Consider the following 23,963-nt stretch of genomic DNA (forward strand, 5'->3'; position numbering starts at 1 on the left):
GGTTATAGATCGCGATCAGGTTGAGGGCTTGCACCACATCCGGACAGTTATGGCAGCTCAGCGATACGAACACCTCAAAATCAGCCATCAGGTTCAGCCCCTTGATCTGCGCCAGGACTTCATCTGACACTTTCGGTGCATAGCCCGACACTTGCAGCAAGGCCAGAATTAAAGAGGTAAATTCATGTCCCATCGGCAAGCCGGCAAAGTTGACGCGCGGCTGTTCACCTGCCTTGGCTACCCCAAAGCTTGGGGCACGTTTATTGGTACCGTCGAAACGTGCCGTGACTAAATCAGATAAGGCTGCAACTTCAGTCACCAGTTCTTTAATCTTGTCCGACTTGTCCGAACCATCCAAAGTTGCGACCAGTTCAATCGGGCTTTCCAGACGTTGCAAGAGTGTTTTAAGTTGTGCTGAAGTGTTTTGGTCTAACATGGCTAACGTCTCCAAGGGAGTAAATGCTTATTGAATAAAGCTATACTAGGACAAATATTTAAATAGGTAAAACATTTCATTTTTATAAAAACAATCGGTTTAATAGATTGATAAATTTTTTACAAAAAATACTGTTTTAAGTAAATGCTGGTTTAGCGTGAATATTCAAGTATTAACTAGAAATTAAAGCATTTTTATCAATTTCTGCATACTTCTGGGTAATTTTGATTATGATGGCATCATGTTTTAACAAGGTCATAAAAATGCAACTAAAATCCGGGATTTATCAACACTATAAAGGCAAGTTATATCAGGTCTTTCATGTGGCTACCCATAGTGAAACGGCTGAGAAACTGGTGGTCTATCAATGTTTATATGGCGATTATTCAATGTGGGTACGTCCCTTGGAGATGTTTCAGGAAACGGTCACACTCGAGAATGGGACAGTGGTTTCACGATTTAAATTAATTCAAGAAACCGCATGAACTGGATTAACGACCTCGATAAACGCTAGACTCAACAGAATAATAAGATGGGAATAGCTGTGATGAGCATGAGTGAGACATTCCAGAAACGAATGCAGGATCTGCATCAAAGTTTTATCAAGTTTGATGCCTTGCAAAAAGACCGTATTCAGCGTTATCGAAATATCGAGCCGGATTCTGCATTATTTTTAGCCATGCAGGTACGCATCCAACAATCTAAAAATATTTTGGAGATTGGCACTTCAACAGGTTATTCGACTTTATGGCTGGCCAATGCAGCACAGACTTCCCAAGGTCATGTCACTACTTTAGAAATTGATCCGGCACGTACCCAGCAAGCTCAGCAATATGCCCAAGAGCTACAATTGAGTGAAATGATTGATTTCTGGGTAGGGGATGCACAAAGTTTTCTTGAAAAGGCCGAACAGCAATATGACTTTATTTTGTTAGATGCCGAACGGGATGCCTATGTAGATTACTGGCAGTATTTGCAGCATATGTTGCATCCTGAAAATGGCGTCATGTTTGTCGATAATGTGATCTCGCATGCCGCAGAAGTTAAACAATTTATGGCGTTGGTGAAAAGTGATGAACGTTTTATGAGTATGACCCTGTCTATTGGCGCAGGCTTATTTATGATTTGTTATAAATAAAAAATTAATTCAGGGTATTTAAAAATCAGGGATAAACCCTGATTTTTTTAATCAATTGAAACCCGGGTAAAGTGCAAATCATATTCGAGATATTTATGGACAAATGCTGCCTTATCACTGCTGCGAAGCAGGTTGTTATAAATGAATTCAGGTACAGGATGGTACAGTTCAGCTGAACCATTATTATAAAAAATTTTTAAATAGCGTGATGATGTACTGTATTTATAAGAAGTTACGACAAGCATTGTTCCCATAAGCACCTCATATATAACCAAAGCGTTTTGATGTCTTACTGAGCATGACCATACTGATAAGATCATAATTGATGTATAACAGAAATAATTGCTGAAAGGTAGCGTGGAATTAAGATTTAATTTGTTGTGATTTTCAAATATAGCACCAGCTATACCGATCAAAATTAATACTGTCAAAGTACACCTTTCCATTTTTAATTTAACCCATAGATTATTGTATTTTTGCCATGGCAAGGGTTTATGGATGAGCTTTGGTTTTCTCAAAATGGCTATTTAAAGGGTAAACCCTAAAAGTAAAAATAATAAAATTGCAAATGTTTATTAATATATATCTTTCATAAATCAAATATAACAACAAACGAGTGACCAAAAAAACCACGCTAAAGAGCGTGGTTTTTTGAATTAGTTCAATCTAATTTAAATTAGATTTTACCTACTAGGTCGATTGAAGGAGCTAGAGTAGCGTCGCCTTCTTTCCATTTAGCTGGGCAAACTTCACCTGGGTGAGCGTGAACGTATTGAGCTGCTTTAACTTTACGAAGAAGTTCTTGAGCGTCACGGCCTACACCACCAGCGTTGATTTCAACGATCTGGATTTTGCCTTCAGGATCGATTACGAAAGTACCACGGTCAGCAAGACCAGCAGCTTCGATTAATACTTCAAAGTTTTTAGCAAGAGTCCAAGTTGGATCGCCAACCATTACGTATTGGATTTTTTTGATTTCTTCTGAAGAATCGTGCCAAGCTTTGTGAGTGAAGTGAGTGTCAGTAGAAACTGAATAGATTTCAACGCCTAATTTTTGGAATTCAGCGTAGTTGTCTGCAAGGTCACCCAGTTCAGTTGGACAAACGAAAGTGAAGTCAGCTGGGTAGAAGAATACAACAGACCATTTGCCTTTAAGATCAGCTTCAGTCACTTCAATAAATTGACCGTTTTGGAATGCAGTTGCTTTAAATGGTTTAACTTCAGTATTAATTAAGCTCATCATTGTCTCCATGATTGAGGTTTGTATTTGATTTCCAAAAGGATAGCGAATTTTTTCTTATTGCTGAAACAGTATTTTTACATTATTGAAATCGGAAAAACCGAATTAACTAATATAAAGTCTACAATTCCACCAAATCTGACTCTTTATCTATTCAATCATTTAAAAATGATTATTAAATGACAAATATGCAGTTTTTCAGCTTGCCTAAGAACATGAAGGTTGCACAAGTAAAATTCAAGGGTAATTTTTTAAAAATTTAATTTGTTTTCAGGACAAAGCATTTTATTGGTTTCTCATTCTGCTGGCCAAGGGAAAACCGAGTGATAAAGTGCCGGTTTATTGTCCTGATTGTGCCCAAAGCTGAAGGATTCTAACGCTTGTCGCGCTTAAAAATAGCAGCAATAAATATCAGGCTGGCTTTCTCTTGGCTGCGTTACAGCGTAAAATACTCAGTTCAATTTTTTGTTTTGGGATAAGGTATCTGTGTTCAGTCATTTAAATGTAGATCAATTGGTCATGGCTCGTGACTGTCATCGTTTAAATCGACTCCGCAAAGGTAAAGATGCCAACGAAAAACAATACCAAGAGCTGTTCGAGAAATCCAATCTGAAAGTTCGCGAACGCCTGAGCCGTATTCCAAGCGTCAAGCTGAATCAGGACCTTCCTGTTACCCAATATAAAGACAAGTTGATTGAAGCGATTCAACAGCATCAAGTGATTATTGTGGCTGGGGAAACCGGTTCGGGTAAAACCACACAATTACCACAAATTGCCATGCTGGCCGGTCGCGGGTTAACTGGAATGATTGGTCATACCCAACCGCGTCGACTGGCTGCGCGTAGCGTATCACAGCGTATTGCCGAAGAAGTGGGTGAGAAGCTGGGTGAATCCATCGGTTTTAAAATTCGCTTTAACGAGCAAGGTTCGCAAGACTCGATTGTTCGTTTGATGACGGACGGTATTTTACTGGCTGAACTGGCTAATGACCGTTATTTGACCAAATACGACACCATTATTATTGATGAAGCGCATGAACGTTCATTGAATATCGACTTCATCATGGGGTATTTAAAGCAGCTTCTGCCACGCCGCAAAGATTTAAAAGTCATCATCACCTCAGCAACCTTAGATGTAAACCGTTTTAGCAACTACTTTAACGGAGCACCTGTTTTTGAAGTGGAAGGGCGCAGTTATCCGGTAGAAGTGCGTTATCGTCCCATTTCAGAAATGAGCATTGGCGGCAGTGATGACGACGAGTTTGATGACTTTGAAGAAAACCTGCCGCGTGCAGTGGTACAAGCGGTAGAAGAATGTTTTGCCGATGCACAGCAAAAAGGCCATCCTGAACATGCCGATATTCTGATCTTTGCCAGTACCGAACAGGAAATTCGTGAACTGCAGGAAACCCTGAAAAAGCATGGACCACGGCACACCGAAATTTTGCCTTTATATGCGCGTTTAGCTATTGCAGAGCAGCAAAAGATTTTCAATCCTGGCGGTGGTGGGCGACGCATTATTATTGCCACCAACGTGGCTGAAACGGCCTTAACTGTACCCAATATCCGCTATGTGATCGACAGCGGTTTTGCGCGTATTTCCCGTTATAGCTACCGTTCCCGTGTGCAACGTTTGCCGATTGAAGCAGTGTCTCAAGCGGCAGCCAATCAGCGTAAAGGCCGTTGTGGCCGTATTGCGCCGGGTGTCTGTATCCGATTGTATTCTGAGGAAGATTTCCAAAGCCGTCCTGAATTTACCGAACCCGAGATTAAACGAACCAACTTGGCTTCGGTGATTTTGCAAATGCAAAGTCTGAATCTGGGTTCACTGGAAGAATTTGATTTTATTGAGCCGCCAGATCACCGTTTAGTGAATGATGGGCGTAAATTGCTGATTGAGCTTGGGGCACTTTCTGAGAAAAATCCCCCTAAAGGTCAAAATCCAAATGCAAATTCTCCTCTTGCGGAGAAAAACTCCTCATCCTTTGATAAAGGAGGACTTCAAAGCAGTGGATTAACCAAAATCGGTCAGCAGATGGCAAAAATGCCGATTGATCCGCGGTTGGCCCGGATGATTTTGGGTGGTGCGCATTTTGGTGTGCTGAATGAAGTCCTGGTCATTGTCGCTGCGCTAGCAGTGCAAGATCCACGTGAACGTCCTGCGGATAAACAGATGCAGGCAGACCAAAAACATGCGCTGTTCCGTGAAGCAGATTCAGATTTCCTGTTTTATTTAAAACTGTGGGAAACCTTGCATGCCAATCGCGAAAGTATGAGCGAAAACAAGCGTCGTACTTTTGCCCGCAATCACTTCCTGAGCTGGCTGCGTTTGCGGGAATGGAAAAAAACTCATGAACAGCTGGTGGATTTGGCAAAAGGCTTGAAGCTGTCCTTTAATGAAAAGAAAGCCAGCTATGAAAACCTGCATCGTGCCTTGCTGACCGGTTTATTGTCTTTTATTGCCAATAAAACTGATGAGCGCAATGTGTTTATGGCCGTGCGTCAGCAAAAAGCCCGTATTTTCCCGGCATCCACCTTGCATAAGACCAATACGCCGTGGGTGATGGCTTTTGAAATGGTGGAAACATCTCAGGTGTACTTGCGCACACTTGCAAAAATTGAACCGGAATGGATTCTGCTGGCTGCGCGTGATTTGCTAAAACATCATTATTTCGAGCCACATTGGTCGAAAAAGGCCGGTGTGGTCAATGCCTATGACCAGATTTCATTATTCGGTTTGATTGTAGAGCCGAAACGTCAGGTCAACTATGAAAAGGTCGATCAGGCTGCTGCACATGAAATTTTCCTGCGTGATGCTCTAACCACCGGGAATTTGGGTATCACGCCGCCATTCTTGAAACACAACCTGCTGAAGCTGGAAGAAGTGGAAAGGGTAGAAGACAAGCTGCGTCGTCGTGACCTGGTGGTGGATGAAGAAACCATCTATCAATTCTATGCCTCTAAAGTGTCGGCAGAAGTGGCCAGCCGCCGTAGTTTTGAAGACTGGCGTGCAACGGTCGAGCCGCAAAATCCGCGCTATTTATTTGTCGAAGATGATGCATTGTGGATGAACGACCGTCCAACCACGCAGCAATTTCCGGATTATTTGCATAATGGTACATTGCGTCTGGCGGCCAGTTACCGTTTTGATCCGAGTCATGATGAAGATGGTGCAACGGTTAAAATTCCAGTACAGGCCTTGCCACAAGTGGATGAAAACATCTGGTCATGGGGAATTCCGGGCTGGCGTCAGGATTTAATCGAAGCTTTGTTAAAATCTTTGCCTAAAGACAAGCGCCGTAATCTGGTGCCGATTCCGGACACCGCACGTAAACTGATGAAGGCAATAGATGCGGTCAATTTACGCGAGCATATTTTCAGCTTCCTGGCTTTTCAACTGCGTGGCGAACAAATTTCCGAAAAAGACTTTTCTTTTGAGCGTGTCGAACAGTATTTGCTGCCGTTTATTAAAGTGATTGATGAAAAGGGCCGTGTGATTGAAAAAGGCCGGGATCTGTCTGAACTGAAAGCACGCTGCCGTACTGAAACGCATAGTCCGGTCAAGCAGCTAAAGGGCGAATTTAAGACTTTCCCGGAAAATTTCACTTTTGAAGCTTCGCAAAAAGTGACCGGTGTTGTTGTGAAACAATATCAGGCACTGGTACCGACCAAAGCATTTGCAAAGCTGGAGGCTAAAGACGAATCCGGTGTGGTGATTCAGACCTTTAATGATCAGGCTGAAGCCATTAAACAGCATCGGGAAGGGGTGATTCATCTGGTCTATTTGCAGCTGGGCGATTTGATTCGTCAACTGAAAAAACAGATTCCGAAACCGCTGGCTTTGGCCTATTCACCGCTGGGTGACAAGGCCCAACTGGAGCAGATGTTGGTTTATGCCACACTTCAGATGACCATAAATGAGCTTCCTGTCAATGCTGAAGAATTTCAAAACTTGCTTTTAAATGTAAAAAAATCTTTCCTAACTCATGGTCAAGTGGCATTATCTATACTCAGCGATATTTATATCCAGTGGCAGGATATTCGTCGGAAATTATTGGTTCTCGACGATTCTATCTTTGGAAAAAATATCGATGACATTGAGGATCAGCTTGATTTGATGAATCTTTCCAACTGTGTGTATGTGAAATCTTCGGATATCTGGCAGGAATTTCCACGCTATTTGAAGGCATTGGTCTTGCGTTTGGAGCGCTTGCCCAATAACCTGCAAAGAGACAATTCTGCCATCGATCAAGTTGACCCATGGATGGAAAAATTGTTTAAGTTTAAAAATGACGCTCGCCTGAAAGATTTGTACTTTATGGTCGAGGAGTTCCGCATTTCCCTGTTCTCACAGCCAATGAAAACAAAGATGCCGGTTTCTCCAACCCGATTGCAAAAAGTATGGAATCAATCAGGCATGAATTAACATAGCGCAAAATTAACGGGAGTTTTACATGGGCATTCGTATTACCGGTACTGGTCTTTATCACCCAGAAGAATCGATTAGCAATGATGAATTGGTTGAAAGTTTAAATGCTTATGTGGAACAGTTTAACCACGACAATGCGGATAAAATCGCAGCGGGTGAAATTGAAGCGCTTCGCGGTTCGAATGCAGAATTCATTGAAAAGGCGTCTGGTGTTAAAAGTCGCTATGTTGCTGAAAAATCAGGCGTCCTAGACCCAAAACGTTTATATCCACGCTTACGAGAACGCAGCAATGATGAGCTTTCTATTCAAGCGGAATGGGGCGTAACCGCTGCCAAACAGGCGATGGAAAATGCCGGTGTCACGGCTGAAGATATCGATGTCGTGATTCTTTCATGTTCAAATATCCAGCGTGCTTATCCTGCTGTAGCGATTGAGATTCAAACAGCTTTGGGCATTCAAGGCTATGCCTATGACATGAACGTTGCCTGTTCTGCTGCAACTTTCGGTTTAAAACAGGCAGCTGATGCAATCAAAAGCGGTGCACGCCGCGTGTTATTGGTCAATGTAGAAATTACCTCTGGCCATACCGATTTCCGTTCACGCGACTGTCACTTTATTTTCGGTGATGTGGCTACGGCATCAATTATTGAAGATACGACCACTAAAACCGGTTTTGACATTTTAGATACGCATTTGTTTACGCAATTTTCCAACAACATCCGCAACAACTTCGGTTACTTGAACCGTAGTGAAGATGCCGTGGTGGATGACAAGCTGTTCCGTCAGGACGGTCGTAAAGTGTTTAAAGAGGTGTGTCCGCTGGTTGCGAAAATCATCACCAAGCAACTTGAGAAAAACGAAATTGCGCCAACTAACGTGAAGCGTTTCTGGCTGCATCAAGCCAATGCCAGCATGAATGACCTGATCTTGAAATATGTCGTTGGTAAAGATGCTGACCGTTCGCTTGTGCCGATTATTCTCGATGAATTTGCCAATACATCTTCTGCAGGCGTGATCATTGCCTTACACCGCACCGCACATGAAGTGAATGATGGCGAGTACGGCGTACTTTGCTCATTTGGTGCGGGTTATTCGGTCGGTTCGGTTCTGGTACAAAAACACGTTGTTGCATAAGGAATCATCTATTGCAGGTCGAGCATGATGCAAGATGGATTAAATGCCTCAGCGCATTGTCCAAACTGTATTTCACCCCAACCTTTTTGGGAGCTGAACATATTGATGCTGCCAGACCTGCAATGTATGTCGGGAATCACACCCTTTATGGGATATTTGATTCCCCGGTGCTGATTGATTATTTATATAATCATCATCAGGTGGCTGTGGTCAGTGTTGCTGATCATGGCCATTTTTATTTGCCTGGCTGGCGTACCCTGTTTAAGAAGTTCGGTGCGGTCGATGGCGAAAAAGCATATATCCGTGCAGCGATGCAGCAGGGTTATTCGATTCTGGTCTTTCCTGGAGGCGGGCGGGAAGTTTTAAAAAGAAAAGGTGAGGCCTACCAGCTGATCTGGAAACAGCGTTACGGTTTTCTAAAACTCGCGCAAGAATTTAACTATGATATTGTGCCTTTTGCTGCCTTAGGTGGTGATGAAATCTTTGAGCTGGGCTTCGATGCCAATCGGATTATTGAAAGCGCGTGGTTTCAAACACTGTTAAAGTTGCCGCAACTGGATAAATGGTTGCGCCATGGCGATGTCATTCCATCCTTGCCAAAAAGTATCATTCCGAAGCGCCTGCCTTTTTATTTTCAATTTATGCCGCGACAGAATTTAATGCATATCGAAAATACGGAACAATTAAAAGATTTTCGCGATCAGATTCAGCAACAAATTTATGCGGCTTTAGAATATTTAAAACAGCAGCGCGATCACAAAAAAGCTTGAACAGGCTTGACCTGTATTTTATTTCCACAATGATAAATGGATGAACCAGTCATTAGGCTTTAAGGATTCATCGAGCAAATTTGATTAAATTATGAACTCGGCATACAGTATCTGGATTAGATTACTATATGATTAAATTCATTTTAGGATGATCATTTAATTTGAGGCGAGTATGGAACAGGATTGTTTAGTACTGCAAGATCAAGGGATTGCGAAACAGTTACTCAGAATTTCTAAAAATCTCAATGAAATTTTTCAAGATCAGCTCAATATTGTTGGTGAGCTGAATGCACAAAATATGTTTCGTATCGATCAGGAACGGCATATTGTACACGTGGCCAATGGGTTGTTTCAGTTGCAATTTCATGCCCCTGAGTCGGCGCAGACCAGTATTTTGCATTTTGATTTCACTTATCGGGGACAAAAAGCTGAATCGCTGGAAGAATTCATACTGCATGATCTGTACTTTCTCACCAATGACTTAAAGCCGCAACATTCTCTGTATCTGCGTCAAAAAGCCCAGCAGCTGCGCCAGCTCTTACTCGATCAGGTGTATCTGTGGGTGCATGGTGCCGAGCGGGTGCGGGCTTATTTGAAAAATCTTTCCTTGCTTGAAGCTGAAATCATTGATCAGCTGATGATGAAAGCCAATATCTATTCTTGTGCCGTTTTGACAGATTATGTCGTGAATAAAACGGCCTTGCCTGAAGCGCTGATCCAGATGCTGCAGGAGATCTGTTCAGTACAACGGGTGTATGGAAATGAATTTTTACCCTTGCAAGCTTTAATGGAAGCGCTGGATGAATTTTGTTTTAGTGCAGCCCAGTGTTTGCCTGCAGCGATGTACCGCATAATGGCGCTTTCATTTGAAGAGCGCTTTAACTTGAATGAACTAATGGAACATCAGGATGATATCCATTTGCTCTATCGGCATGCTTGCGAGCAACCTGCCTTGCTGGGCTTTGTTCGTTTGATGCGGCGTGAACTCTGGCAGCGTGATAATTTACTCTCCAAGCATAATTTTCTGCACAGTTCGACCGGAGTCTGGCAAAAGAAAGTCGCAAAATTGCCCTTATTTGATTATCCGCGAGCGGTAAACTGGCTGTTTAAACAGTCCGCCGAGGTACTGGACTGGCTGAGCCGCAATATTCAGCAGAGCAGTGTACGGGTTGCAGTCACGGCATTCAGTTTTATTGATAGCAGTCAGGTTCATCCTCAAGTTATTTTAGCCACCTTGCAGTACTTTCAGCATTGTTCAGCACGCATGTTTATTCATAGCTGTCATTATTTTGCCATGCAGGAAGCCTGGTTTGAGCATGAACATAATCATAGTGTGATGCTTAAAGGGCATAATCAGGCTTTGGATGACCAGCGTATTGCCATCAGTCCATCTATTTTGTATCTGGATGAATGGATGGAGTTAATGCGCAATGTCACCCAAGGCAATGAGCAAACCGTGAAGAAAATCTATTTGCGTTTAAGCCGGGTGATGCAGGCCTATATGTTGTACCTGCACAAAATAACCCGGGTTTTCGGCGATGATTTAATGGCTTATATCCGACCGGAAACCCATCAGAATCGAGAATTTTATAGCGTGTTGCAACGCTATAAAATGCAGCTGGATGAGTTTAGGCAGATCTTTTACCTGCGTGGCCGAAATATCCGGGTGTCGGTGTTCGACTCCTATGTGCGCGATTATCTGGTTGAGTTTTTTAAGGATAATCAACCTGTAGCGAAAAGTACCAGCTGGATCGGGTTTTATCATCAGGCCACGGACTGGCATAATTACATCCAGAAGCAGGAAATTATCAGCCAGTTAAAGTCAAGTTATGCAGCTTCAGTATGGCAGCCTTTAATGCCGGAAAAAGTCATGCACTTTTCCAGCTGGAGCTTTGAAGAATTGACAGATCTGGACCGGATTATTGAAGAGTCGCAAAGATGTCAAAATTGTCTGGCTGCCAGTTATGCACAGCGGATTATTGAAAGAGAGTATGTGGCTTTTCATATGGTCTCGCAAACCGGCAAGCTGCATATGACTTTAGGCTGTTACCTGCGTGAAGGTCAGCTGATTTATGACCAGCTGGAATATCCGCACAACAGAAAAACCGAATATCTTTTTGTCAATATCGCGCTGCAATTTATCTCCTGGTTAAATGGCCAGTTTGCGCCGTTTAAGTGACAGCCGCTGTCGCTAAACTTTTTTCCGGGCTTAACTTTTAGCAAAAAAATCGGTAGGCTATAGCCGTTAATTTACGGTTATAGGTCTTATGAAACAAGAAACTGCACTCAAGCTTTTGAAAGCGGGCGAAAATGTCTTTTTAACAGGTTCGGCTGGTGCAGGGAAAACCTATACACTCAATCAGTACATCAATTATTTAAAAGCCCGCAAGGTGCCTGTGGCGATTACAGCATCCACTGGTATTGCGGCAACGCATATGAATGGCATGACCATTCATACATGGGCGGGAATCGGCATCAAGGATTTTCTGGGTGATGCTGACCTGAAAAACATGAAAGAACGCAAGTACCTCAAAGAGCATCTGGAAAATGCCCAGGTACTGATTATTGATGAAATTTCTATGCTGCATGCCAAGCAGTTGAATCTGGTCAATCAGGTTTTAAAATATTTTAAAGAAAGTGATGAAGCCTTTGGCGGGATTCAGGTCATTGTCGCCGGTGATTTCTTCCAGTTGCCGCCAGTAGGTAAAAATGATGAACGTAACCGGGACAAATTCTGCTTTATGTCTGATGCATGGGTGGAAGCCAAATTTCGGGTCTGTTATCTGACCGAGCAGCACCGCCAGGGCAATGACTATTTAAATGATATTTTAAATGCCATTCGCAGCCAAAGCATAAGCGCTGAACATCTTCGAGCTTTGGAACAGACCCGGCAGCAGGATGTGGGAGAAACCTTTACCCGCTTATATACCCACAATATGGATGTGGATAGCATCAACTTTAAGCATCTGAATGCCATCGATGCTGAAAGCAAGCAGTTTGACGCGATCTGTGATGGTAATGACAAGCTGATTGAAACCTTGAAATCGTCCGTACGTGCACCTGAAAACCTGACTTTAAAGAAAAATGCCAAGGTCATGTTTGTTAAAAACAACTTTGATATGGGCTATATCAACGGCAGTCTGGGCGAGGTCATTGGCTTTGAAGAAGATGATGAATATGGCATTTTGCCCAAGGTAAAACTGACCGATGGTACGGTACTGCTGGTGGAGCCTGAAACCTGGTCGGTCGATAACGATGCCGGTAAAACCATTGCCAGTTTTCAGCAAATTCCATTACGTCTGGCGTGGGCCATTACCATTCATAAATCACAAGGCATGACGCTGGAAGCGGCCGAGATTAACCTGGCGCATACTTTTGAAAAAGGTCAGGGCTATGTGGCACTGTCGCGTTTAAAAGCATTAAGCGGTTTAAAATTGCTGGGCATGAATGAACAGGCTTTGGAACTGGACAGTCTGGCCATCAAGGCGGATCGCCGTTTTCAGGAACTGTCGGAAGAAGCGGAAAACCACTTTGAACTGATCGATTTAACACTGCAGCATAAGGCCTTTATCCGTCATTGTGGTGGTACCCTGAATGAAGCTGAAATTCAGCGTAACGAGAAGAAAATTGCCAAAAGTGGCGGCAAAACCAATTATGCCACTGCCACACTGGATGAAACCCGTGAACTGTTTGAAGAAGGCTATGAAATTCAGGATATTGCCGTTGAGCGCGGTTTGACGCCAGCGACCATTATCAATCATCTGGCGAAATTGCATAAAGAGCAGGGCTTGGACATTTCCGTGGCTCATCCGGGCGATGAGGTGGTGGAACAGGTACGGAAAATCTATAAGCGTTTAATGAAGCGTCAAAGTCCTGAAAACTTTAGTGAAGATGGTGCAATCAAGCTGCGCCCGATTGTGGAAGCGACCAGTCCGCGTATGGGTTATGATCAGGTGCGTTTGGCTTTGTTGTTTGTAGAATAAGCATCATCAAACTCCTGCTTATGAATGATCAGTCAGGATGTATTGATCATTCATTACATCATCGCAAACTTCGGTTAAACTAAAGTCCTTTCAATCACGATATGCACGGCTATGGCATTTACTACGTGGTATACACTAAGAAAATTCGTTTATAACAATTTACATAATGAAGACTACGAAACAAAATTTAGTCGGGCGATCAATTATTTTTTAATTTTACTGATTCTGGGCAATGCGGCAGCCGTGTTATTGGAGTCGGTGAATGACCTGTATCAATCCTATGCAGCATTTTTCGATTTTTTCGAATATTTTTCTATCTTCATTTTTTCGCTTGAATATCTACTGCGTTTTTGGTCGGTTGCCGAAGTAAATCCATTTTACAGTGCCTGGAAAAATCGCCTGAACTGGGTCAAAAGTGGTGCCGCAATTATCGATTTATTGGCCATTCTGCCGGCTTATATTAATTTCTGGGTGCCGATTGACCTACGTTTCCTGAGAATTTTACGGCTGATACGACTGTTAAAATTAACCCGTTATTTTGTTTCCCTGCAAATTCTATTGCGTGTGATTGAGCGAGAAAAAGGATCGTTCCAGGCAGTCATTTTTATTTTAGGCATTATGATCATGATGGCTGCTGCGAGTATTTATGTGGTCGAAAGCAAAGCCCAGCCAGAGGTGTTTACCTCCATTCCTGCCTCCATGTGGTGGGCCGTAGTGACCCTGACCACTGTAGGTTATGGGGATGTTACGCCGATTACCCCGTTGGGGCGTTTTTTTGGCGCAATTATTACCATTTTAGGCGTCGGGCTGGCTGCTTTGCCGGCAGGTATTTTGGCCACTGGTTTAACGCACGAACTGGAACAGCGTAAGCAAAATCTGGAAATAAAGTTTAGAGAGCTATTGCAGAGTTCGGAAATTGATTTATTGAGGGATCAGGAGAAAATAGAGATTATTCGCAAAGAGGTGGGGCTCACTTCGCATCAAACTCGAGATATTGTTTTCCAGTTGCTACGTGAACAGCGAGAAGAAGCATTAAAGCAAGAACGCGAGCAATATGCCTATTGCCCACATTGCGGAAAAAAATTGCCAGAGTAAGCTGATATTTACGGTCCGTTGACATTTCACACATGGCTTGCGTTGTAGATTAAAATTGATGATTGGGACTGGTTGATGATTAGGCATTGAAGAATGGCGGATGTCTTCGCTGGAATTGCTGGATTGATGCGTCCCTGACAGGTTGAAATGCGTATATGTAGAGCACGCAGGTCATGGAACTCACTCCAAGGGAGCCTTGTAAAAAATAATCACTTTGAGCCGCAAAAATAATTTGTTATGTTGGTTGTGATTAACAATAAGCTGGGTCAGTTTTAACGTTGAAAAAAACAGGATGATTTTTTCATTCAATGAAAATAAAAAAAATGAAAAGGAAAATATATGAAACAGTATCAGAGAGCAGCGCTTGCCCTAGTGGTGGCCAAGCTGGAGTTTGGCAATCATAAATCAAATATTTATGATTATAATGAAAGTGCATATCCCCAAATCAGCGGTAATGTAAATGCACATGAGGCAAAACTTTATGATTATCAGCGCTCAGCAGTTTTTGAAGGACGAAATACCGGCCGGGAATTTAACCTGTATGACTATGGTCATAGTGAATTTATCAGTTTAAAAAAGAAAGGAATCAAGAAATATGAGGGTTACCATTATGGCAACTCGAGTTATTATGAAATCACGGTTTCCGGTTCGACCATTAGTCTGTATGACTTTAGTACAGGGCAATATTACAACTTTAGCTGAGTCATAATGTTTTAAGGTTAAAAATATTCTCTAAAAGAAGCTCACTTGTTTTGAAAATCCTATGCCATGTAAATGGATGAGGCAGCCTCTCATTCTTTCGATCCTTCTTTAGCCATTGCAACAAAGTTGCCAAGGCAGTCTTTTATCCCATGCCCGCGTGTTCAAGTCACAAACTGGATTCACCCATAAACTTTCTGCAATGCTCTTAAGCGTGCCATCAATTTTACTTAGGCATGTTTCTATACTTGATGTATGCGGACTGTGAGCATCATAGACAACCAGGTCAATCGCATTTGAATCACCTTGCTCATGCAGCCCTTTTAATAGAGCTAAACCAGAACAAGAAGTTGCAATGCTAATCACCTCTGTATCCCTCTGTAATTTATGCTAAGCGGTCTTTAAAGTTTCAATAGCCCATGTGCGTATGAAGAAATTTTCTTAAAAGAAAGATTATTTTTGTTGAAAACCTCATCAAATAAAATTAAACATGAAACATACTAATTAATTTAATGTTATATTGAAAAATATTCACTTATTGGTTTGATTATTCGTTTTAGTAGTGCGAATAACTTCAAATTATTAATCTTATTTATTTAAAGCTTTGTCTAAGCCTCGTCACTCGAAGCATAGCTTCTTGTCTTGAGCTCAGGCAAAGCTGCTTTTTATTGCCTCTTCGCACTTCCAGCATAGCTGAAAGCCTTGCGAAGATTATTTTTAATGGTTTTGTCTAAGCCTTGCCACTCGAAGCATAGCTTCTCGTCTTGCGCTCAGGTAAAGCCGTGCTTTTATTGCCTCTTCGCACTTCCAGCATAGCTGAAAGCGTTGCGAAGATTATTTTTAATGATTTTGTCTAAGCCTTGCCACTCGAAGCATAGCTTCTCGTCTTGCGCTCAGGCAAAGCCGTGCTTTGCTGGTCTTCGCTCATGCTTGAAATTCGTCACTTAAAAACTTTAACGGCATTGCGTGAACATGGTTCACTAGTGGCTGCTGCCAATGACCTGTGTTTAACGCCATCAGCCATTTCTCATCAGCTGAAAGAACTGGATCACTGGTATGGAGTGGAGGTGGTCAATCGCCGTAGCCGTCCGGTCACTTTTTCCAATGTGGGGCAGCGCTTGCTGAAATTGGCGGATGATGTATTGCCACAAATCCAGATTACCCAGACAGACATTACCCGTATTGTGCATGGCCAGACGGGGCGGATTATTTTCTCCTCTGAATGTCATAGCTGTTTTGACTGGTTAATGCCCTTGCTGAATCAATATCGTCAGCAATATCCAGATGTAGATCTTGATTTTGCTTCAGGTTTTGAAGCCAATCCGCATGAACTGCTGCAAAATGCCGAATTTGACCTGTTGATTACGGCAGATCCGATTGCCTTAAAAGGCATTGAATATTTCCCGATTTTTGAATATGAGTCACGTCTGGTCTTATCCAATACCCATCCGCTGGTACGTGCAGAACGCATCACCGTGCAAGAACTGGCGGAGGAAACCCTGATTACTTATCCAGTCGATAAGCACCGTCTGGACATCATGGCGAAACTGTTTATTCCTGCCAATATACAGCCGAAACAGATCCGGACCACGGATCTGACCCAGATGCTGATTCAACTGGTGGCCAGTGGGCGTGGTATAGCAGCACTTCCAGACTGGGTCGTGAATGAATATGAGCAAAAGGGCTGGGTGACTTCACGCCGTTTAGACTGTGTTGCTGCAAGTGGTTTGCGCCGTACTTTATATGCAGGTTATCGAACTGAGGAAAAAGAAAAAAGCTATTTTGAGGGTTTCCTGAAACAACTGGAAAAATTCTCGCAAAAACGTAATCCGTATTATTCTGCTTAAAAATTCGTGCTTGAATTTGTTACAGGATCAAGGCTTTATAGGGAAATTTTTCATGATTTGAGCTAATGGCGGATTGATTGTTGCAAGCTCTTAGCTTATTCAAATCAACGATAAATAACCGTTTTTATTCTTGCTAGTCTAATGCTGGAATCACCAAGGGAGAAGGGTTGTGAGTTCCGTGCGTTGGCTCAGCAAAGATTTATGGATTATTGCAGCAGGATTTGTCGCTGCCATGCATGTAGGCAAGTTGCCACCTGCGGTTCCTGTTCTGCAAGCCGAGTTAGGCATCAGCTTGGTGCAAGCCGGTTTTTTATTGTCCCTGGTGCAAGTTGCAGGCATGTGCATGGCACTTTTGCTGGGCAGCTATACCGCTAAAATTGGCTTAAAACGCTGTGTACTATTGGGTCTGAGTTTACTCGCAATTGCCAGTTTTAGCGGTGGTTTTGTACGGGCATTCCCGACGTTGCTGGCACTGCGCGTGGTTGAAGGTTTCGGATTTTTACTGATTACCTTGAGTGGTCCCGCTTTTATCCGTCAACTGGTTCCAGTCGAGCAGTTGCAAGCCAAGATGGGCCTATGGAGTGCCTATATGGGAGGCGGAATGGGAATAGGCTTGCTGTGTACGCCATTCCTGATCAATAGTATGGGCTGGCAAGGGGTGTGGATGGGTTTCGGGATATTATCACTCGCTTTGGCTGGCGTGATTTACACGGTTATTCCCACCGTGCAAACCCATACCCAATCGGTTGCAATACTTGATTTAATTAAGCTGACTTTAAAACATCCTCCAGCCTGGATTCTGGCGACTGTTTTTGGTGTATATGCCGGACAATGGTTAAGTCTGGTCGGTTTTTTGCCCAGCATTTATCAGCAATATCAAGTTTCTTTAGCGGTTGCCGGGGCCTTAACGGCAATCGTGGCGATTGCCAATGCGGTTGGTACCTTTGGGTGTGGCTTACTGTTACAGCGTGGTTTTCGGCCTCAAACTTTAGTCCAAACCGGTTTTGCCACCTTAATGGTCTGTGCCCTGAGTTTTTATCTGTTACGCGAATTCTTGCCCTTTATTCTGCAATTTATATTGGTTTTGAACTTTTCATTGTTTGGCGGTTTGGTCGCAGCGGTCGTGTTTTCTCAAGTGTTAAATTTTTCCGCAAAGCCGATTGCCATTACCACCACAATCGGGTTGGTGTTGCAATTTTCTGCCACCTCACAATTCCTGTTGCCGCCTTTGATTGCCTCAATTGTAATGGCCACAGGTGGATGGTTTTTGGTGGGAATTTTAATGGCCACACTGTCACTCATCGGTATGCTTTTAACCAGAATTCTATTTCGAAAAGCTGCATAAATTGTGCAGATCAAGCCTGCCAATCACCCGTTGTCAGGCTTGAAATTAAAAACTTAAGAATGTCCAATAAACAGGGTCAATATCCCTGCTGCAATTAAAGGACCGACAGGAACGCCGCGCAATACTGCCACGCCTGCAACTGTACCAATCAGCAATCCTGCAACCACATCTGGCTGGTTGCTCATCAGTTTGACCCCGCGTCCACCCAGCCATGCGACCAGTACGCCAACGGCGATGGCAAGCAATGATTTGAAGCTTAAAAAGGATTTTAAAATGGCATCCCCGGGAATTTTGCCACTGGCAATAGGCGTAAGTACTCCAATGGTTAAAATGATGATGCCAATATTTAAACCGTGTTGTTGCAGATAAGGAAAATATTCACTCAGCGGGGTAATGCGAAAAACGATCAGTACCCCCGCAGCAATCGTTACGGCACTGTTGTGGCTAAAAATACCGCAGGCCAATAACACCAGTAGAACAATCAGGTTTAAATCGAGATGGGACATGATTTTAAGGGAGAAAGTGATGAATCATCGCTATTGTATAAGGTTTTGATAAAAGATTTGCCTGAAAAAGCGGGAACAATAAAAAAAGCCGTCATTTCAGTATAGAATGCGCATTCCGTGAGAGTAAAAGGTTGGGTCTATGTTGTTGGAAAAGATGTTGCAATCGCAGGGCTTTGGTTCGCGTAAACATTGCCAGCAGCTCATTAAAAACGGAGCGATTGCCATTCAAGGTGAAGTCATCAGCAATCCCAAACATAAGCTGGATTTAAAGGATTTAACTTTTACGGTCTATGGTGAAAGCTTTGATTATCGGGAAAAGGTGTATATTGCCCTAAACAAGCCGCAAGGTTATGAGTGTTCCCATCAGGCCACCCATCATTTTAGCGTATTTGACTTGTTTGACGATGTATTGATGAATCGCGGCTTACAGTGTGTGGGGCGATTAGATCAGGACACCAGTGGACTGTTGTTGCTGACTGATGATGGGCAATTTCTGCAAGCTCTAACCCACCCGAAAAAACATGTGGCCAAAGTTTACCGTATGCAAACCGCCGATCCTGTAACGGCAGGGCAAATTCAGCAGCTAGAGCAGGGTGTGGAATTGCGCAATGAAGCGGGTATTTTTGCCGCGACGGATATCATTCTACTGGCCGAAAACGAATTGCAATTCACGATTCATCAGGGTGTATATCATCAGGTGAAGCGAATGTTGGCGGCAGTCGGTAATAAGGTGGAGCGATTGCATCGTCAGCAAATCGGCGCCTTGACATGCACAGAATTGGAAGAAGGGCATTGGATCTATTTAAGCCCGGAACAGGTGGAACTGGCCAAGACACGAATGACGGTTTAATGATTATTTCAGGAAACAATGATAGATTTGAAATTCATCATCCTTAACAAAGCCCATTTGTTGATAAAGTTGATGGGATTGATAGTTGTTTTTTTGAGTCTGCAGGCTAATCCGCTGAGCATTTTCATGACGAGCAAATAAAATTGCAGTATCGATGAGCTGTTTGGCTGAACCCTGACGACGAAAAGTCGGGGTGACGTAAACATCATCCAGAATGTAATAATTTGCGCAAGCCACCGAAGAAAAACCCAGATATAACAAAATAAAACCGGTAAAAACATCATCTTTGACATGAATGAAAATAACGCTTTCCTGATTTTCAAATCGCTGCTTTAAAAATTGATAAGATACATCCAGATTAGAAGAAGCACCATAAAATTGACGGTATTCATCAAAAAGAACAGAAAGCGGGTGTAAATCTTCTAAAGAGGCGCGTCGTACGATCATGCGATACTCCATGCTTTTTTATAGTCTTTGCATGAAGCATACCTAAGTTTTTATGAGAATTTTTCTAAATTTTGTTTGTAAATGCGACACTGTTAAGTTTTGTCACTTTCACCCAAAATCGCATTCAGTTCTTCAAATAAGTCTAAATGGTCATCATCCAGATCAAAGTCCTGGTCATGAGAAACAGCTTGTTCTGCAGGAGCGTTTAAAGTGTTTTGTTGTTGTTTTAATTTTCGGATTTTCTGCAGTTGATCAAGATTAATATTTTGATTTTCAATAGAAAATGGAATGGATTTTGTTAAAACAACCTGCTTGAAAAACAGTCGGACAGCTTGTGCTGGCGTAATGCCCAATTGTTTAAACACTGCAAAAGCTTGCTTTTTTTCTTGGGAATCAAGTCGTATTTGATAAACTTCGGTTTTTCTCATGATTTTTTAAATACGTCTAATTACTTAACTTTTCAGCATTTATTTTAATCAAATTGAATGTAATTTCAATATTCATACACTCGATTTACCAAAATATTTTGTAATGACAAGCATATTACAATGTCAATTCGAAATGAGATGAAAAAGCCATGGCCTGCCCGCTTAGGGGGTCAATAAATGCAAGATGCTTGGCTAACAGTTGCAGCGGTGCAGAAAAATCATCTTCCCTTTTATGTTGTATTGTTGGATAAAAGGGGTCGTTTTTAATGGCAATGCCCAAGCTGTGCAAGTGCACGCGAAGCTGGTGCTGCTTGCCGGTGGTCGGTTTCAGCTCATATTTTCCCCACGCTGCATCATGTTCGATCAGATCAATCTCTGTTTCACTATTTATTTTGCCTTCAACCACTTGCATTGTATAGAAGGGTTCACCTTTTTCCATGCGGTAACGTGTATAGCAGGGAAATGTTAAATCGGCATGAAACGGTGCAATGGCATGATAGGTTTTTTTCACCTCACGTTTGGCGAACATCTCCTGATAGATTGCACGGCTAGCAACCTGTTTTGAGAATAAAACCACACCGGCAGTTTCTCGGTCCAGACGATGAATCGGGGTTAGAAATTCATTGCCGGTCTGTTTCTTTAAGCGAACTAAAAGCGTTTCCTGGACATATTGTCCGGTCGGACTGATGGTTAAAAAATGCGGTTTGTCGATAACCAGTAAATGTTCATTTTCAAATAAAACTTTATGTTCAAAAGGAACAGGTATTTCATGAGCTAAAAAGCGGTAATAGAACACATGACTATTTTCATTATAAGGTGCATCAACCGTTAAGATATTGCCTGCGGCATCGTAAATTAAACCATCGGCAAAACGTTGTTGCCATTCAGCAGGCGCGATATGCGCAAATTGCTGACAAAGATATTGATATACACTGTCTGGTGCAGGAGAGGTTTTAGGCAAAAAAACTTTACTTGCGCTAACACCCTCAATCATAGGCGGAAGAAATTCAGTACTGGTCATGTGATTTGTGGTAGATCAATCTGCTGTGCATAATATCCTGCTATTTACAATGAAATGCAGGAAAAGTTCCATATTTGGAAGTGTGAACATGGGCAATAAAGCGGTGCGATGCTATCATAATTGTTCTTTTAAATTTTGTCGTGAGTAATATGCAGTATTCATTTAATTTGGCTTTAAACAATGAAGACGATACCCAAAATTTAGCACAGGTTTTGGCGCAGCATTTTACAACAGGTGTAATTTATTTAATTGGTGATTTAGGTGCAGGTAAAACCACACTGACACGCTATTTTTTGCAAAGTTTAGGACATCAAGGTGCAGTAAAAAGCCCGACTTATACCTTGGTGGAACCGTATAATATTCATGGAAAAGACATCTTCCATTTCGACCTATACCGTTTAAATGACCCTTATGAACTGGAGCTGATGGGCATTCGCGACTATTTGGAAACGCTGAATGCGCTATTTTTATTTGAATGGCCATCCAAAGGTGGCGATGAAATCCCACAACCTGACCTGATCATCAATATTGAAAAGTCTGAAGATGAGCTGACGCGTACTGCAAGTTTAAGTTTCTCGTCTGCAGCATTAAACCAAGCATTAGAGAGCCATTTTAACAATGCGTGATAATTTAAGCGAACGCCGTATTCATACCCTTAATCCTGCACTGGCGAACCAGATTGCAGCAGGTGAGGTGATTGAACGTCCTGCATCGGTGGTCAAAGAATTATTAGAAAATTCAATTGATGCGGGTGCGACGGAGCTTATTATTCGGGTTGAGCAAGGCGGCAGTACCCTCATTGAAATCATGGACAATGGTCATGGGGTTCATCCTGACGATTTGGCTCTGGCCGTCATGCGGCATGCCACCAGTAAAATCCAGACGGCAGATGATTTGCATGCCATTGTCAGTTTGGGTTTTCGTGGCGAAGCCTTGGCATCGATTGCTGCGGTGTCACGCCTGACCCTGACCAGCAGTCAAAATGATGAAGGCATCGGTTATCAGGTAGAAGTCAATGGTACGGCTTTTGATCATCAGGAAATTCAAGCGGTTGCAACAAAAAAAGGTACCCATATCCGGGTACAGGATTTATTCTTTAATGTACCCGCACGTCGCAAATTCTTAAAAAAACAGGCGACTGAATTTGGTCATATTGAAGAAATCGTGCGCCGTCTGGCATTGACTCATTTCGATATCCGTTTTGTGTTGGAACATAACAATAATATCCGCCTGAATTTGCCGGTTGCAGATAGCGGTGAGCTGCGTTTTCAGCGTGTGCAGCAGCTCTTGGGCCGACAATTTACCGAAAATGCGTACTGGATTGATGCCGACAGTATCAATATGCGCTTGTCCGGCTGGTTGGGACATCCCTCAGATGCGCGTGCGCAGGCCGATTTGCAATATGTGTATGTGAATGGCCGGATTGTCAAAGACAAGACCATCTCGCATGCCTTGCGTATGGCTTATGATGGCATTCTGCACGGTCATCAGCATCCAGCCTATTTGCTGTTTTTGGAAGTCGATCCTGAAAATATCGATGTCAATGTGCATCCCACCAAACATGAAATCCGCTTTTTAAATCAGCGTGAAGTACATGAGTTTGTACGTCATTTTGCTAAAGAAAAGTTGTCTCAATTTCAAACGGCCACAGCTGAACTGGCTTCGGCAATGAAAAGAGATGAAGCAGATCAGTTGGCTTCGCTACAACCTCAGCCGCGTTATCAGGAACAGTTTCAACTGCATAAGGCGGTAGATGCGTATACGCCACAACCGGAAGCGCAAATTTCTACCGATGTGCTGAGTGATTTTAATGCCAGCAGTCCGCAAACGGTGCATTATGCTTCATCTCATGTCGCAAATAGCTATGCAGGTTCACAACAGCTGAATAATGCCTTAAAAAGCTATCTGGCACCGTTACGCGAAGAAATGGATATTCCATCTTCTCAAATCAATAGCCTAAGTGATAGTCATCATATTGAAAAGCCGCAATCGACCTACGTAGATGAACATCCGCTGGGTATCGCCATTGCACAGTTACATGGTATTTATATTCTGGCGCAAAACAGCGAAGGTCTGATTATTGTCGATATGCATGCAGCGCATGAACGCATTGTATTGCAGCAAATGAAAGCCGCATGGGATAAGCCTGAATTCTGGACATCACAACAACTGCTGATTCCTAAAGTGATCAGCATCAGTCGTATGCAGGCGATGCGGGTGGATGAGTTAAAAAGCCAGTTGGCACGACTGGGTCTGGAAATTGACCAATATGGCGATGAACAGGTGATTGTGCGTGGTGTTCCCGCTATTTTGCACAAGGCCGATTTCGCGGCTTTAGTCCCTGAATTGCTGAATGATCTCGATCCCAATGATGAAGCACAGGGATTGTTGCAAAAGCGTGACCAGATTCTAGCAGGTATGGCCTGTCATGGAGCAGTACGTGCGCATCGTATTTTAAGTCTTTCTGAAATGAATGCTTTACTGCGCCAGATGGAACAAACCGAATTTGCCAGTCAGTGTAACCATGGACGCCCCACCTGGCGTGCATTTCCACTTTCACAATTAGATAAACTTTTTGCTCGAGGAGAGTAGTTG

Annotated in this window: 21 protein-coding genes and 1 pseudogene; 14 read left to right on the forward strand and 8 right to left on the reverse strand. The window is 42.8% G+C overall.

The features are described from left to right. Positions 1-436 (reverse strand): annotated as a pseudogene (locus ACPUEY_RS00865) (alkyl hydroperoxide reductase subunit F); the annotation flags it as partial. Positions 437-699: 263 nt separating this feature from the next. Between ACPUEY_RS00865 and ACPUEY_RS00870 the strand changes: the two are divergent. Both ACPUEY_RS00870 and ACPUEY_RS00875 read left to right on the forward strand, forming a co-directional pair. Continuing rightward, positions 700-921, forward strand: a complete 222-nt coding sequence (locus tag ACPUEY_RS00870) for a DUF1653 domain-containing protein (protein ID WP_425120794.1) — start codon at positions 700-702, stop codon at positions 919-921. Positions 922-983: 62 nt separating this feature from the next. Beyond that, entirely contained in the window at positions 984-1,574 is a 591-nt protein-coding gene (locus ACPUEY_RS00875) for an O-methyltransferase (RefSeq protein ID WP_425120795.1), read from the forward strand. Between the two features lie 47 nt (positions 1,575-1,621). On the opposite strand, the gene ACPUEY_RS00880 is transcribed toward ACPUEY_RS00875, so the two are convergent. Together ACPUEY_RS00880 and ahpC are read right to left on the reverse strand one after the other, a co-directional pair. Continuing rightward, entirely contained in the window at positions 1,622-1,828 is a 207-nt protein-coding gene (locus tag ACPUEY_RS00880; protein WP_092818389.1) for a KTSC domain-containing protein, read from the reverse strand. Positions 1,829-2,250: 422 nt separating this feature from the next. After that, positions 2,251-2,814 (reverse strand): alkyl hydroperoxide reductase subunit C, encoded by a 564-nt coding sequence (ahpC, locus tag ACPUEY_RS00885; RefSeq protein ID WP_092818388.1) that lies wholly within the window; start codon positions 2,812-2,814, stop codon positions 2,251-2,253. 519 nt (positions 2,815-3,333) lie between these two features. On the opposite strand from ahpC, the gene hrpA reads away from it, so the two are divergent. The 7 genes from hrpA to ACPUEY_RS00920 all read left to right on the forward strand — a co-directional run bounded on the left by hrpA (position 3,334) and on the right by ACPUEY_RS00920 (position 14,927). Beyond that, entirely contained in the window at positions 3,334-7,239 is a 3,906-nt protein-coding gene (hrpA, locus tag ACPUEY_RS00890) for an ATP-dependent RNA helicase HrpA (RefSeq protein WP_425120932.1), read from the forward strand. Between the two features lie 28 nt (positions 7,240-7,267). Further along, complete coding sequence (locus ACPUEY_RS00895) at positions 7,268-8,377, forward strand: beta-ketoacyl-ACP synthase III (protein WP_425120797.1); 1,110 nt, start codon at positions 7,268-7,270, stop codon at positions 8,375-8,377. Positions 8,378-8,388: 11 nt separating this feature from the next. After that, positions 8,389-9,147, forward strand: coding sequence for a lysophospholipid acyltransferase family protein (locus tag ACPUEY_RS00900; RefSeq protein WP_425120798.1), 759 nt, complete (start codon positions 8,389-8,391; stop codon positions 9,145-9,147). A gap of 172 nt (positions 9,148-9,319) precedes the next feature. Beyond that, the gene (locus ACPUEY_RS00905; protein ID WP_425120799.1) at positions 9,320-11,326 is read left to right on the forward strand and encodes a hypothetical protein; all 2,007 of its coding nucleotides are present in this window, start codon (positions 9,320-9,322) and stop codon (positions 11,324-11,326) included. Positions 11,327-11,414: 88 nt separating this feature from the next. Further along, positions 11,415-13,130 carry an AAA family ATPase gene (locus ACPUEY_RS00910; protein WP_425120800.1) on the forward strand — a complete coding sequence of 572 codons (1,716 nt, stop codon included), beginning with the start codon at positions 11,415-11,417 and terminating at the stop codon, positions 13,128-13,130. 111 nt (positions 13,131-13,241) lie between these two features. Further along, a complete protein-coding gene (locus tag ACPUEY_RS00915) occupies positions 13,242-14,225 on the forward strand; it encodes an ion transporter (protein ID WP_425120801.1) in 984 nt (327 codons plus the stop codon). 339 nt (positions 14,226-14,564) lie between these two features. Further along, positions 14,565-14,927: a hypothetical protein gene (locus ACPUEY_RS00920; RefSeq protein WP_092818382.1), complete on the forward strand. Its 363-nt coding sequence runs from the start codon at positions 14,565-14,567 to the stop codon at positions 14,925-14,927. Positions 14,928-15,035: 108 nt separating this feature from the next. Here the strand turns inward: ACPUEY_RS00920 and ACPUEY_RS00925 are convergent, their stop codons facing one another. Continuing rightward, positions 15,036-15,290, reverse strand: coding sequence for a hypothetical protein (locus tag ACPUEY_RS00925; protein ID WP_425120802.1), 255 nt, complete (start codon positions 15,288-15,290; stop codon positions 15,036-15,038). A gap of 560 nt (positions 15,291-15,850) precedes the next feature. Between ACPUEY_RS00925 and ACPUEY_RS00930 the strand changes: the two genes are divergently transcribed. Both ACPUEY_RS00930 and ACPUEY_RS00935 read left to right on the forward strand, forming a co-directional pair. Beyond that, positions 15,851-16,771 carry a LysR family transcriptional regulator gene (locus ACPUEY_RS00930; protein WP_131274811.1) on the forward strand — a complete coding sequence of 307 codons (921 nt, stop codon included), beginning with the start codon at positions 15,851-15,853 and terminating at the stop codon, positions 16,769-16,771. Positions 16,772-16,940: 169 nt separating this feature from the next. After that, on the forward strand, positions 16,941-18,116 hold the full coding sequence (locus tag ACPUEY_RS00935) for a CynX/NimT family MFS transporter (RefSeq protein WP_425120803.1): 1,176 nt from the start codon (positions 16,941-16,943) through the stop codon (positions 18,114-18,116). A gap of 53 nt (positions 18,117-18,169) precedes the next feature. Here ACPUEY_RS00935 and ACPUEY_RS00940 read toward each other — a convergent pair whose 3' ends face one another. Continuing rightward, positions 18,170-18,622 (reverse strand): DUF441 domain-containing protein, encoded by a 453-nt coding sequence (locus ACPUEY_RS00940; protein ID WP_092818380.1) that lies wholly within the window; start codon positions 18,620-18,622, stop codon positions 18,170-18,172. Between the two features lie 139 nt (positions 18,623-18,761). Between ACPUEY_RS00940 and ACPUEY_RS00945 the strand changes: the two genes are divergently transcribed. Further along, positions 18,762-19,472 (forward strand): pseudouridine synthase, encoded by a 711-nt coding sequence (locus tag ACPUEY_RS00945; protein WP_425120804.1) that lies wholly within the window; start codon positions 18,762-18,764, stop codon positions 19,470-19,472. Positions 19,473-19,475: 3 nt separating this feature from the next. Here ACPUEY_RS00945 and ACPUEY_RS00950 read toward each other — a convergent pair whose 3' ends face one another. The 3 genes from ACPUEY_RS00950 to ACPUEY_RS00960 form a co-directional block, all read right to left on the reverse strand. Beyond that, positions 19,476-19,919 carry a GNAT family N-acetyltransferase gene (locus ACPUEY_RS00950; protein ID WP_092818378.1) on the reverse strand — a complete coding sequence of 148 codons (444 nt, stop codon included), beginning with the start codon at positions 19,917-19,919 and terminating at the stop codon, positions 19,476-19,478. 92 nt (positions 19,920-20,011) lie between these two features. Further along, a complete protein-coding gene (locus ACPUEY_RS00955) occupies positions 20,012-20,347 on the reverse strand; it encodes a type II toxin-antitoxin system RelB/DinJ family antitoxin (protein WP_425120805.1) in 336 nt (111 codons plus the stop codon). A gap of 115 nt (positions 20,348-20,462) precedes the next feature. After that, complete coding sequence (locus ACPUEY_RS00960) at positions 20,463-21,368, reverse strand: RluA family pseudouridine synthase (RefSeq protein ID WP_425120806.1); 906 nt, start codon at positions 21,366-21,368, stop codon at positions 20,463-20,465. Positions 21,369-21,517: 149 nt separating this feature from the next. Between ACPUEY_RS00960 and tsaE the strand changes: the two genes are divergently transcribed. Then, positions 21,518-21,994, forward strand: a complete 477-nt coding sequence (tsaE, locus tag ACPUEY_RS00965) for a tRNA (adenosine(37)-N6)-threonylcarbamoyltransferase complex ATPase subunit type 1 TsaE (RefSeq protein WP_425120808.1) — start codon at positions 21,518-21,520, stop codon at positions 21,992-21,994. After that, positions 21,987-23,960, forward strand: a complete 1,974-nt coding sequence (gene mutL / locus ACPUEY_RS00970; RefSeq protein WP_425120809.1) for a DNA mismatch repair endonuclease MutL — start codon at positions 21,987-21,989, stop codon at positions 23,958-23,960. Before tsaE ends, mutL begins: the two co-directional genes overlap by 8 nt. Positions 23,961-23,963: the final 3 nt, after the last annotated feature.

The sequence above is a fragment of the Acinetobacter sp. G11 genome (genome assembly GCF_049808495.1).
Lineage (GTDB): Bacteria > Pseudomonadota > Gammaproteobacteria > Pseudomonadales > Moraxellaceae > Acinetobacter > Acinetobacter kookii.

Bases quoted from the DNA above. Each gene is read 5' to 3' on its own strand.
- ACPUEY_RS00870 (WP_425120794.1), top strand. From the start codon at position 700: ATGCAACTAAAATCCGGGATTTATCAACACTATAAAGGCAAGTTATAT.
- ACPUEY_RS00875 (WP_425120795.1), top strand. From the start codon at position 984: ATGAGCATGAGTGAGACATTCCAGAAACGAATGCAGGATCTGCATCAA.
- ACPUEY_RS00880 (WP_092818389.1), bottom strand. From the start codon at position 1,828: ATGGGAACAATGCTTGTCGTAACTTCTTATAAATACAGTACATCATCA.
- ahpC (WP_092818388.1), bottom strand. From the start codon at position 2,814: ATGAGCTTAATTAATACTGAAGTTAAACCATTTAAAGCAACTGCATTC.
- hrpA (WP_425120932.1), top strand. From the start codon at position 3,334: ATGGCTCGTGACTGTCATCGTTTAAATCGACTCCGCAAAGGTAAAGAT.
- ACPUEY_RS00895 (WP_425120797.1), top strand. From the start codon at position 7,268: ATGGGCATTCGTATTACCGGTACTGGTCTTTATCACCCAGAAGAATCG.
- ACPUEY_RS00905 (WP_425120799.1), top strand. From the start codon at position 9,320: ATGGAACAGGATTGTTTAGTACTGCAAGATCAAGGGATTGCGAAACAG.
- ACPUEY_RS00910 (WP_425120800.1), top strand. From the start codon at position 11,415: ATGAAACAAGAAACTGCACTCAAGCTTTTGAAAGCGGGCGAAAATGTC.
- ACPUEY_RS00915 (WP_425120801.1), top strand. From the start codon at position 13,242: ATGGCATTTACTACGTGGTATACACTAAGAAAATTCGTTTATAACAAT.
- ACPUEY_RS00920 (WP_092818382.1), top strand. From the start codon at position 14,565: ATGAAACAGTATCAGAGAGCAGCGCTTGCCCTAGTGGTGGCCAAGCTG.
- ACPUEY_RS00930 (WP_131274811.1), top strand. From the start codon at position 15,851: ATGCTTGAAATTCGTCACTTAAAAACTTTAACGGCATTGCGTGAACAT.
- ACPUEY_RS00940 (WP_092818380.1), bottom strand. From the start codon at position 18,622: ATGTCCCATCTCGATTTAAACCTGATTGTTCTACTGGTGTTATTGGCC.
- ACPUEY_RS00945 (WP_425120804.1), top strand. From the start codon at position 18,762: ATGTTGTTGGAAAAGATGTTGCAATCGCAGGGCTTTGGTTCGCGTAAA.
- ACPUEY_RS00950 (WP_092818378.1), bottom strand. From the start codon at position 19,919: ATGATCGTACGACGCGCCTCTTTAGAAGATTTACACCCGCTTTCTGTT.
- ACPUEY_RS00955 (WP_425120805.1), bottom strand. From the start codon at position 20,347: ATGAGAAAAACCGAAGTTTATCAAATACGACTTGATTCCCAAGAAAAA.
- ACPUEY_RS00960 (WP_425120806.1), bottom strand. From the start codon at position 21,368: ATGACCAGTACTGAATTTCTTCCGCCTATGATTGAGGGTGTTAGCGCA.
- tsaE (WP_425120808.1), top strand. From the start codon at position 21,518: ATGCAGTATTCATTTAATTTGGCTTTAAACAATGAAGACGATACCCAA.
- mutL (WP_425120809.1), top strand. From the start codon at position 21,987: ATGCGTGATAATTTAAGCGAACGCCGTATTCATACCCTTAATCCTGCA.